This window comes from Pseudanabaena sp. SR411 (genome assembly GCF_002251945.1).
Taxonomy (GTDB): domain Bacteria; phylum Cyanobacteriota; class Cyanobacteriia; order Pseudanabaenales; family Pseudanabaenaceae; genus Pseudanabaena.
Genome location: NZ_NDHW01000125.1, coordinates 20,073 through 29,993, shown reverse-complemented (window position 1 = coordinate 29,993; position 9,921 = coordinate 20,073). Strand labels below are relative to the sequence as shown.

General features: G+C 40.9%; 12 protein-coding genes. 1 reads left to right on the top strand and 11 read right to left on the bottom strand.

From position 1 onward, the window contains the following. On the top strand, window positions 1–2,147 hold a 2,147-nt coding region (locus tag B9G53_RS13175), incomplete at its 5' end, for an NACHT domain-containing NTPase (RefSeq protein ID WP_094533017.1). A gap of 115 nt (window positions 2,148–2,262) precedes the next feature. Here the strand turns inward: B9G53_RS13175 and B9G53_RS13170 are convergent. The 11 genes from B9G53_RS13170 to B9G53_RS13120 all read right to left on the bottom strand — a co-directional run bounded on the left by B9G53_RS13170 (window position 2,263) and on the right by B9G53_RS13120 (window position 9,573). Next, a complete protein-coding gene (locus B9G53_RS13170) occupies window positions 2,263–2,667 on the bottom strand; it encodes a hypothetical protein (protein WP_094533015.1) in 405 nt (134 codons plus the stop codon). Between the two features lie 45 nt (window positions 2,668–2,712). Next, window positions 2,713–3,372, bottom strand: coding sequence for a Na(+)/H(+) antiporter subunit B (locus B9G53_RS13165; protein WP_094533013.1), 660 nt, complete (start codon window positions 3,370–3,372; stop codon window positions 2,713–2,715). 83 nt (window positions 3,373–3,455) lie between these two features. After that, window positions 3,456–4,154, bottom strand: a complete 699-nt coding sequence (locus B9G53_RS13160; RefSeq protein WP_094533011.1) for a DUF4040 domain-containing protein — start codon at window positions 4,152–4,154, stop codon at window positions 3,456–3,458. A gap of 60 nt (window positions 4,155–4,214) precedes the next feature. Beyond that, window positions 4,215–4,502, bottom strand: coding sequence for a monovalent cation/H(+) antiporter subunit G (locus tag B9G53_RS13155; RefSeq protein ID WP_094533009.1), 288 nt, complete (start codon window positions 4,500–4,502; stop codon window positions 4,215–4,217). Between the two features lie 2 nt (window positions 4,503–4,504). Further along, on the bottom strand, window positions 4,505–4,789 hold the full coding sequence (locus tag B9G53_RS13150; protein WP_094533007.1) for a hypothetical protein: 285 nt from the start codon (window positions 4,787–4,789) through the stop codon (window positions 4,505–4,507). After that, window positions 4,786–5,178 carry a Na+/H+ antiporter subunit E gene (locus B9G53_RS13145; protein WP_094533005.1) on the bottom strand — a complete coding sequence of 131 codons (393 nt, stop codon included), beginning with the start codon at window positions 5,176–5,178 and terminating at the stop codon, window positions 4,786–4,788. Before B9G53_RS13145 ends, B9G53_RS13150 begins: the two co-directional genes overlap by 4 nt. After that, complete coding sequence (locus B9G53_RS13140; RefSeq protein ID WP_094533003.1) at window positions 5,175–6,629, bottom strand: cation:proton antiporter; 1,455 nt, start codon at window positions 6,627–6,629, stop codon at window positions 5,175–5,177. Before B9G53_RS13140 ends, B9G53_RS13145 begins: the two co-directional genes overlap by 4 nt. After that, a complete protein-coding gene (locus tag B9G53_RS13135) occupies window positions 6,626–6,961 on the bottom strand; it encodes a cation:proton antiporter subunit C (RefSeq protein WP_094533019.1) in 336 nt (111 codons plus the stop codon). The genes B9G53_RS13140 and B9G53_RS13135 overlap by 4 nt, the downstream gene beginning before the upstream one ends. Before the next feature lie 327 nt (window positions 6,962–7,288). Further along, a complete protein-coding gene (locus tag B9G53_RS13130; protein WP_094533001.1) occupies window positions 7,289–8,461 on the bottom strand; it encodes a molecular chaperone DnaJ in 1,173 nt (390 codons plus the stop codon). A gap of 532 nt (window positions 8,462–8,993) precedes the next feature. Continuing rightward, window positions 8,994–9,251, bottom strand: coding sequence for a hypothetical protein (locus B9G53_RS13125; protein WP_094532999.1), 258 nt, complete (start codon window positions 9,249–9,251; stop codon window positions 8,994–8,996). Then, entirely contained in the window at window positions 9,214–9,573 is a 360-nt protein-coding gene (locus B9G53_RS13120; protein WP_094532997.1) for a hypothetical protein, read from the bottom strand. Before B9G53_RS13120 ends, B9G53_RS13125 begins: the two co-directional genes overlap by 38 nt. Window positions 9,574–9,921 lie beyond the last annotated feature (348 nt).

Here is a 9,921-nt window from a genome sequence, read left to right as displayed (position 1 = left end):
GTATTCTGGAAACTTCGTTATATGGCAAAGCGCTCATCGAACTAGGATTGCAAACTCGTCTAGATGCTTTAGAACATCCTTGGCAGATAGATTGGGAAACTCCTGAAGATACTAGAAGACCTTTACCTATTGGTACAAAAGCGATTAATCAATTTGATCGCTTAGGTATGGGTAGAACACTCTTGATTTTGGGCGATCCTGGGGCGGGTAAGACTACTACTCTTTTAGAAATTACACGCGAGTTAGTTGCTCGTGCAGAAATAGATGCTGAGCAAACAATACCTGTAGTGTTTAACTTATCTTCTTGGCTAAATGGTCAAAAGCTCTCTGATTGGCTAGTACAAGAGTTGGATACAAAATATCAAGTTCCCCAAAAAATTGGTCGAAATTGGGTGATAGAACAGCAGATTTTGCCGATGTTAGATGGTCTTGATGAAGTTAGTGTAGAGCGTCGTAATGCTTGTGTAGAAGCTATCAATCAGTTCCATGATGAGTTTCGGGAAACTGAACTTGTAACTTGTAGCCGCATTCAGGATTACGAAGCATTGACAAAACGACTGCAATTCCAAGGGGCAATTTTCATTCAACCACTGAGTGAGGAGCAGATTTATCAGTACTTTGAGCATCTTGGTACAGAGCTTGAAGGAGTAAGGGAAATGCTGCAAACTGATGCGAAGTTGCTGGAACTGGCAAAGTCTCCTTTGATGGTAAATATCATGGCGATCGCTTATCGGGGATTATCTGTTACTGATTTGATTAAGATGAGTCTGACTGATAACCACGTTGAGCATCTATTTGAAACCTATGTTGAGCGCATGTTAAAGCGTCGTCCTTCTAAGCAATATTCTGCAAAACAAACGAAACGTTGGCTGCACTGGCTATCAATGAAAATGTTTCTCAATTCTCAATCTATTTTCCTAATTGAACGACTTCAACCCGACATGTTACAACATTGGAGTCAGCGCTGGCTTTATCGATTGGGCGTAGGAATTATTTCAGGTGTTTTATTTGGAATTCTATTTGCTGTAATGTACAGCTTTATTCTTGCCTTTCCAGTATTTTCGGCTATAGCACTTCCTACCTTCGGTCATAATTTATCTTTCGAGAATATTTTTATAGATTTTAAATCAATCCTATACATAATCATTAGAGGATTAGGGATAACTATATTTGTATTGGCTTTAATTAGCATTAGTTGGTGTGGGATCATAGGAGTAATGGATGAGATAAAACTAGTCGAAAAACTACAGTGGTCAATTAAAAAGATTACTATAGTTGTAGCAATTTCTCTGGTTATTGGGATTTTTGTCAGTCCTTGGCTTGCTCTGAGTCTCGGTATAAGTATTATGCTTAGTATTGGTCAGGTTAGTTCAGATATAGAAACACAGGTAGTTGCCAATCAAGGAGTCTGGAGAACTTTAGCTAATACTCAATATTTACTCTTCCTTCTGCTATTTAATGGTGCTATCTCCATCAGCATGATTTATTACATGTTCTCTAATTTCTTTTTGATATCTAACACTAATGACATAGTAATCCAAATGTACCTTTCTGGAGGTGCTATGACAGGATTAGTATGGGTTGCTCGAAGTCCATCAGTATTTGCAGGGATTGCGGTAATCCAACACTTTGTCCTTAGAGTGAGTCTCTGGGTAAATGGCTATATTCCTTGGAACTACGCCAGTTTTTTAAATTATGCAACAAATTGTATTTTGCTTCAAAAAGTTGGCGGTGGATATGTTTTCATCCATCGCAGTCTACTAGAGCATTTCACAGCGCTTCCAATCAATCAATATAACTATAAAACATCCACAACAAATACTTCTATTTTTGCCAATCTTGATGCAAGTGAGAAGAGAAGCAATAATATACTTCATTCTCAAACTTCTTTTCTCCAAAAGCATGGTAAGTTTTTACTGAATCTTCCTTGGGTTTTGATTGCAATTATTGTATACTTCATCATTAGCATCTTTTCTGGCAACGGTACACCAACTGAATGTACCATCAGCACTACATCTGAGTTAAAAGCTGGTATTGTTAAGACTGCAACTTTTGCATCTGGTACTGATTGCGAAATGATGAGACAACTTGCAGAGGAGGGTAAACCTCTTCCAACCATTTCTCCTGCTGTAGAAGCTTCTCCATAGTTGATGAAAATTGCAACATCAAAATCTACAAAACTGTGAACTCCGAAAATACTCTAGACTTTTTGGGAATACTTCCAATCCTTGTATGTATGGCAGAGAATCAGTTATATAAGATTTAAGAGAGATAAAACTTGTAGCTAACTCCGCCATCTTCTGTAACTTCAAAATCGGCATTCAATTGGGTCGCTTTTTTGTCTAAATATTGCTTTGACTCTTCTAGAGATAGCTGATTAGCGATCGCAAAACTAATTGGCGTAATGCTGCCATTATTGGCTTGTAAAGTTGTTAAAAAGTTAAATTCAAGTTGACGCTGGCGCACTTCTGCTAAATCATCATGCTTCTTCTTCTCCTTCCAGACGATCCAAGTTCCAGCAGCTAATGCAGGAACACCAAGCATAATTCCTCCAGCAGCCGCACTGCGATCTTTGGGAGTGGGGTTTTTGGTGGCTAGCGATGAAACGGTCACAGTCAAAAAGATAAATCCTATGGAAAAGAGAATACCTGCAAATATTTTCTGCATAGATCACAACCATAAATCGTAATTACAATCATAGCTCTGCCATTCCTACAATAAACCGCGATAGCGGATAAAAGCTAATACGACTGACCATGAGCCTAGCGCCACCTTAATCGCAACCAAAATATTCAAAATCGGGATGATGCCGCCACTAATTAGTTCTCCTAACTGACCGTGGGGCAATTCTATTCCTGAGAGCGTGATCACCGATAAAACAATAAAAATCAGTACTGATATCTTTTCCCAAGTTGCGGCGTGCCAGCGTTTATAGAGCTTTTGCAGTCGCTCTGGAGGTGAAGTTATGGCAATCAAACCGATCGCAGTTCCGCCAGCCACACCCGCAGCAAATCCTCCCCCTGGGGTGAGATGTCCACGAATTGCCAACTCGATCGCTACTAAAGCAGCAATAGTTGCGCCCAATTGAGCAAGGACAATTGAAGTTTGATCGGTAAATTGGTAAATTCGCGTAAATGGTTTCTCATTGGCAAGCAAGAAATTAGCGCCCATGATTGCGATTGTGAAGACGATTACTTCAAAAATGGTGTCATAGAGGCGATTGCGAAAAATGATGCCTGATACCACATTATTAACCCCACTGTCTTGGGCGATCGCCTCAACAATCGAGAAAGGCAAACTAGGGGCAGGGTTAGGCAAAAATAGCATTTTCACAACAAAAGCTATACCTGCAATTATATAAATCCATTTCATAATCTATTTTTTAAAAGGTGTTTTTGGTGTGATGTTGTTAAGGGAGCATCGCTCCCTTAACAACAGGAGAGCGGTTTCTCTTATCAGTATTTTGTGTAAACTAATTGGACATTCGCCAAAACTGGATCGGCTTGCATAATCTCATAGAGACGAAGCAGACGGATTTTGATTTGGTAAAATTGGAATCCAGCGCCTTCTTTATATTCCGAATTATGTAGGGTTGCATGGACAATTTTATCAATTAATGCTTGTTCTAATTCTGCTTCATTTTCGTAGGGAACTAACTCAACCCGCATATATTGCTTACTGAAAGTGTTTTTGAGAACATCGATCAGTTTCTCAAAATCAGATATAGAAATAGGAGCATTATGCTGCTCAGGTTGTCCCAATTCTTCATCTTGCTCATCAATTTGCTTATTTAATGGTTGATTTAATGGCTGATCTAATGGTTGATCTAGCTGTTTAAAGGGAAGATTGAGCTTATCTAATTCCTCTGCTAAATCATGGGCGATCGCAATTGATTCAACCACTCCTAAACGCAACACCAAGGAAGAGCGCACCGCCACTGCATAGAGCATTGTTGCCAAAAAAGCACCGACTAGCGCCTCGGTCAGCGCCACATCGGCCGCACCCAGAACCGTATAGACTAATGCCGATACTGCTCCTAAAATGCCGCGCATGACTAGGGCATTATAGGGATTAGTTTGGAATACCAACATTGATGCTGATATGGGTAACAGCACTGCGATCGCATAGACATAACCATCGTAATTACTACTCATTTAAAGTTTTACCTTTTCTTTTTTTTAATAGCGAGTAACAGTACTTCGCTCTGTTACTCGCTATTTTTTTCTAGTCGTACTGCTAGAGCAATAAGCCATCACATAGCACAGCATCGTGTTCCATAAAGCCAAAGAAATAATGGCAAGAATCAGTAATGGTAATTCCTTGGGGCGCAGTAATATTAATCCGAACACAATGGCGATCGAGCCAATGGTGTCGGACACCGAAAGGCTATGCAGTTTAAAAAGCACCGATCGCCTTGTCAATAGCGCCGCAGTTCCCCAAAACCAGAATATTAATCCACCAAAAATACAAATGTAACTGAGGATATTCGCTAAAGTTGTCATGGTTATAGATTTCCTGCACGCCTGATGATATGAGCTAGGAGCATGAATCCCGCATTACCAACGCTCAAAATAATTACGCCAACTACGCCAATCATCCAATCATCTCTTAGTATCGCGATTACCAAGATCATCACGGCAGCTTTGGCGGCAATACTGGAAAAGGCAAGCATAATTTCCCAAATATCGTCATTATTCTTCCACGCCTGATATAGCGGAATTACCAAAGAGAAGACCATCGCGCCCACGACAAAATTTAATACTGCATTAGTTGATAAATCAATGTTCATGGATTCTGCCTCCTCTGGCGCTTTATAACGTGATGCACCAAATACCAGCCCTCTTCGTGATGGCTCAGTACAATGGTTTTGGGTGTGAAGGTAATCAGGAAAATATCTAAGAAAACCAATGCTGCCGATCGCCGATATTTGGCTTTTTCGATCACCACTTCTTCGTGTTTATGAGGTTGCCATATCATTTCCAGTGATTCGACATAGGCTTGGGGAACCGCCTTAATAATTCTGCCGATGCCTCTCAAAACATCCTTAAGACGAACGTTTTCTGATCGGTAATAGGGCATGAGCAGGGAGATAATCACACCAATGATGATATTCGTAATACTAAAATTCGCAGTTAGCAAAAACCAGATCACGATTCGCAAAATAAATTGTCCAATCATGATACAGCCATCCAAAAAAGTAACACTAAGATTAGCCCCATAAAACCGATCAGGTTCTCAAACTCCTCAAAGACAACGGGTAAGTTCACTAAGGCTCGTTGGAAAATTAGCCAATGGGCAAGCCAACCGATCGCGATCGTCACCAAGGGCTTGACGACATTTTCCAGAGTATAGGCTTCATAATAAACGACATTTGCCACAAACAAGCCACCCAACAAAATGGCGATCGCCACCCAAAAATCCGTTTTGCTTTTGTTTTTGCTTTGGGAATGATGCGACTCAACTGCGGGCTGATGCGGCAGAAAAATAAATTTGGCAAAGGCGATCACCGTTCCCACCGCCGCTATATTCATGCCAATATCTTGCCAAGACAAGACATTTTTGAGGGTTAATATTTTTGAGCCAAATCCAGCTAACAGTGGAAAACCTGAAATCGAGAAACTTGCCATTAAAAGAATGATCCAGATATTTCTCGGAATCGATTGTTGTTGTAGTTCCTTGAAATTGCGGCTCGGCAGTTTACTCACCGTCAAAAATAACGATGACTTCACTAAGCCGTGAGTGAGGGCATAAAAGCCACCTACGGCGGGCGCAGCTAAGATAAAACCCATCTGGGAAACCGTGGAAAATGCTAATAGTCGTTTGGTATCTTTTTCAAATACGGCAAAGGCAACCCCTAACAGAGCCGTACTGACCCCAAATATTCGCACGATCGGATCAAGCTCTTCGATTAATAAGGCACAGCGCAACATTGGTAAAACTCCCGCCTTCACGACCACCCCTGACATCAGCGCCGAGACTGGTGACTCGGATTCGGCATGGGTCAATGGCAACCATAGTCCTGAGACAAAGATGCCGCCCTTGGCTAATAGTCCCAAAAAGATCAAGGAGATCGCTTCAGGAGGTGCGCCCTGCAATCCGATAAAGCCAAAGGAGTGATTGGCTTTATAAACCAGTACCGCCCCAATCAGGTAAAACAGCATGGCAACGTTGCTGACAAATAGGTAGCGCAAGCCAATCCAGATCGAGCGATCGCTACGGGGATAAGCAATCAACAAAAATGTGGCGATGCTAATTACTTCTAGAGCAACATACAAGCTAATAAAGTCGGAGCAAGCAAAGGCAGCGTTGACACTGCCATGCAAAATCAAAACTTGGGCATAAAAAAAAGCGGTGCGATCGCTATGCCAACAGTAAATAATCACCGCCGCCGTGACCAAAGCATTGGTCAAAATAAAAAATCCTGACAAATGGTCAAGAATCAGAGTCACACCAAAGTTATCGAGCAATCGTAAATTGATTGACGATTGCTCGACAAACAGAGGGATTACGTATAGCGCCGAGGCAATTGCACCAAATAACGCCAAGTAGCGATCGCCCTTTGGCAGCAGATAAATAAAGAATCCCACCAAAAATGGCAAGACAATCCAGAGCAAAGTTAGGGTGATCATGACAAGTCACTCTTCTCGATGTCATTGATTTCTAAGGTGGGATTGTTCCGCGCTAGTTTAATCACACCCACTAGCATCAGCGCCTGAATCGAGAAGCCAATCACGATTGCCGTTAAGATCACCGCCTGCGGGACAGGGTCGGCATAGCTAGTCCTGATGGTATCACCAAGGATCGGCGTAAATACGCCTTGACGGGCAGCAATTACCACAAAATAGGCAATTACACCTGTACTCATCACATCCATGGAGATGATTTTCATGATTAAATTTTTTTTGAGGACAATCCCCAAAAAACCACAAAGTATCGTCGCAAGCACAAAAGCTTCTAGCACATTCATTTTTCGCTCGTAACTACTAGGATTTACTTTAGGCTTTTATGCGACTTTTACGCTCCGATTAACCCCAGAAAATCCTCTATATATAGTATTCATATAGTATTCCAGTCAAGAATTGATGGTGTGGGGCTCAGCCCCACACCATCAATTCTTGACTTTATATTTTGATAAGTAGCTAAGCATAATTAATTACAAAGTAAACCCCAAAAAGCGAGTTGCGGCGCGAAGTGCCGCAACTCATCTTCTGGTTTTATGTCCTAATCAAGTAAGGGTTTTAAAAGCCAAAAATGGCAACGCCATTTTTAGCTTTGGTATTACTAGGTTTTAGGATTTTCGGGAGAATGCCCATTTGAGTAAATGGGCTAGCCAACCTTGCTTTTGTGGTAGAGGCGTTTTCTTAATGGTTGGGGGAATTCCTTTGCGATCGCCCTTACTGCTATTTGCCTTCGTCGCGCTATTTTGGTCAACATTGGATTCGTTGAATTCTAGAAGATGCTTGAGGGCTAGAGCTTCTTGAGGATTAAGATAAAGCGATCGCTTGAAGCTCGCTTTAGCCATTTGGGGTTGATTCATATTGGTGTAAACCACACCTAACAGAGCAAGACATTTGCTATTGTTCTCATCAGCTCTCAAGATGTCTCGCAAATCTTGGAGAGCCGCTTTCCAATTATTCTGCAATATATAGATTTCACAGATCTTGATTCGATTGTTAATCATCTGCATGTCATTGCTCTCAAAGCTAGCCTGAAGAATTGTCTCATCAGAGTTAGCTTTTAGATTACTAGCATTCTGCATGTCATTGCTCTCAAATTGAGCCTGAAGAATTGTCTCATCAGAGTTAGCTTGCAGATTACTAGCCTGTTGATCGCTGGCATACTGAAGGTTGTATGTGTAACTCGGTTTTGAGGGTGGCGGGAGAAAGTTTGTGGTATGCGATTTAGTGCTTTTAGGTGTCAGCATTGGGGCAAGTACTGGTGGCATGTTAACTGCCCCATGTCGATAACCCTGTTTATAAAGGATGTAAACCAGATTTAACTCACTTATCTCCGCCGTATGCTCCAGAATTTTGGTGAGCGATTGATATTGCACTTTAGCGATTTCCGTAACTAAGCGCTCGTAAACCTCATCACTAGGAGTCATCACCAACTCACAGGCACTCTCCGAATGAATCTGGATATTACGAGATCTCTGCATTAAGCGTTTAGCAAGGAGCTTAAATATTCCTTGATAGGCTGTGCGATCCTGCTCTCGCATCAGCCCGTTATAGGCTGGGTTGACAAGTTTCGCCAGATATTGCGTGGCAATTTCTTTCTCTTCTGCCGAAAAGCCGTATATATCGGGATGCAAAATACGAGCAATCCGCAAATACACATTGCGAATGTACGTAGGATTGCTAATAATTGGTAAGCCCAAAGCAGCGTAGTAGTCATGATTGTACTGACTAATACCTCGATCAAAGCGGATAAACTGGAGTTTTGTCTCCTTGGGCTGATTCATGTTTTCTTGCTTTGCCCATGATTTAAATAATGGTAGCGATTCTGAATCTTAAGTAGCTCGATATAGATAAAATCAGAACCCAATCCTTGGATGCATTCTGTTTGTGTGTTCAAGGATTGGGGATTCAATATTTTATGGCTATCTACTTATCAAAGACATTTATACCAATATCAAGCCCAAAAAAAAATAGAGTAATTGTCTTAGTACCGATCTGTCACAGTCACCCTAATTTTGCTATAGGGAAGTACTTATGCATAATTAATTACAAAGCAAAACCCGTAAAGTTTTGCACCTTCGGTGCAAAACTTTACGGGTTTTCTTAACTACTTATACCAAAACATAAAATAGCGCAGCCATTTTGTGTTTTGGTATACTCCCTTCCCAGTGAAGGATTAGACGTTGCGGCGCAACGCTAATTCAACGCTAATTCTTGGTTTTTGATGTCTATTTCTTTGGTGGGAAGGGAGTAACTTAGATCTATTTTAAGGAAATACGCTTTATAAAAAATCAACAAATAGGCGATCGCCTAGCCTCACATAATTTCTTCAGCCAAAAGCTTACCCTTGACACGTTCATAATCATCTTCAAGAAACCACTCTTGGGCTGCTTGATAGTTTGAATGAGAAACTACTAGTTTGTAATCTGATGCAGGATTAAAAATATTACATCTACCATCATGATCGCCGACAAGCATCAAAATTTTAGGTGGAAAAGGGATTGGATCAACCCAAAGTTCGATAAATTTCCAAGTTTTAGCCTGTTTTTCGAGAGCTGGCACGAGGGATTGCATGATACTCACCTGTAGCTTTTAAGACTTTGATCTCACCGTAATAAAGAGACGTTTGGCTACCATCTACTCTAATTATGTAACCAATTGGCTCGGCAAAATACAACCCATACCTTTCATAGTCATCATCTTCATTCTCGATACCAGTTCGTTCTCCATCTAAGATGATAGCCTGTATAACTTTTTCTAAGGTTTCGCGATCGCTAAAAATATGCGCTCTGCCTTCCCTCCTTAGCAATCGTTGAACTTGAGGCGTATTCGGCAAATGTTTATCAATCAAACTTGATCTAGGGTCGGGAGTAATACGTCGTTTGATTCCTGCCATGAATATTCAGTAACTAAAGTGCGTTACTGTCAACGTAATTTATCTCTCAGTAAAAGTCTCAAGTTTTATATGGATTTACTACAATTGTTAAGTAATAGTTCTTTATTTAAGCATAGATTTTTATCTATGCAATTGACAAGATAAATTATGGCGAAAATCATAGACTTGCTACTTTTTAACACATATTCCCGCCTCAACATGGCGATATACTGAGAAGCATCAAGGTATATCTACTTAATTCACATAACCAATAGAGTCATTTGCTAGAGCAAACGCCCAAGCCGTGACTTAAAATAACAAAGATTTGGGATTTGTCGCGCTTAGCACAACAGATCCTAAATAACTAGC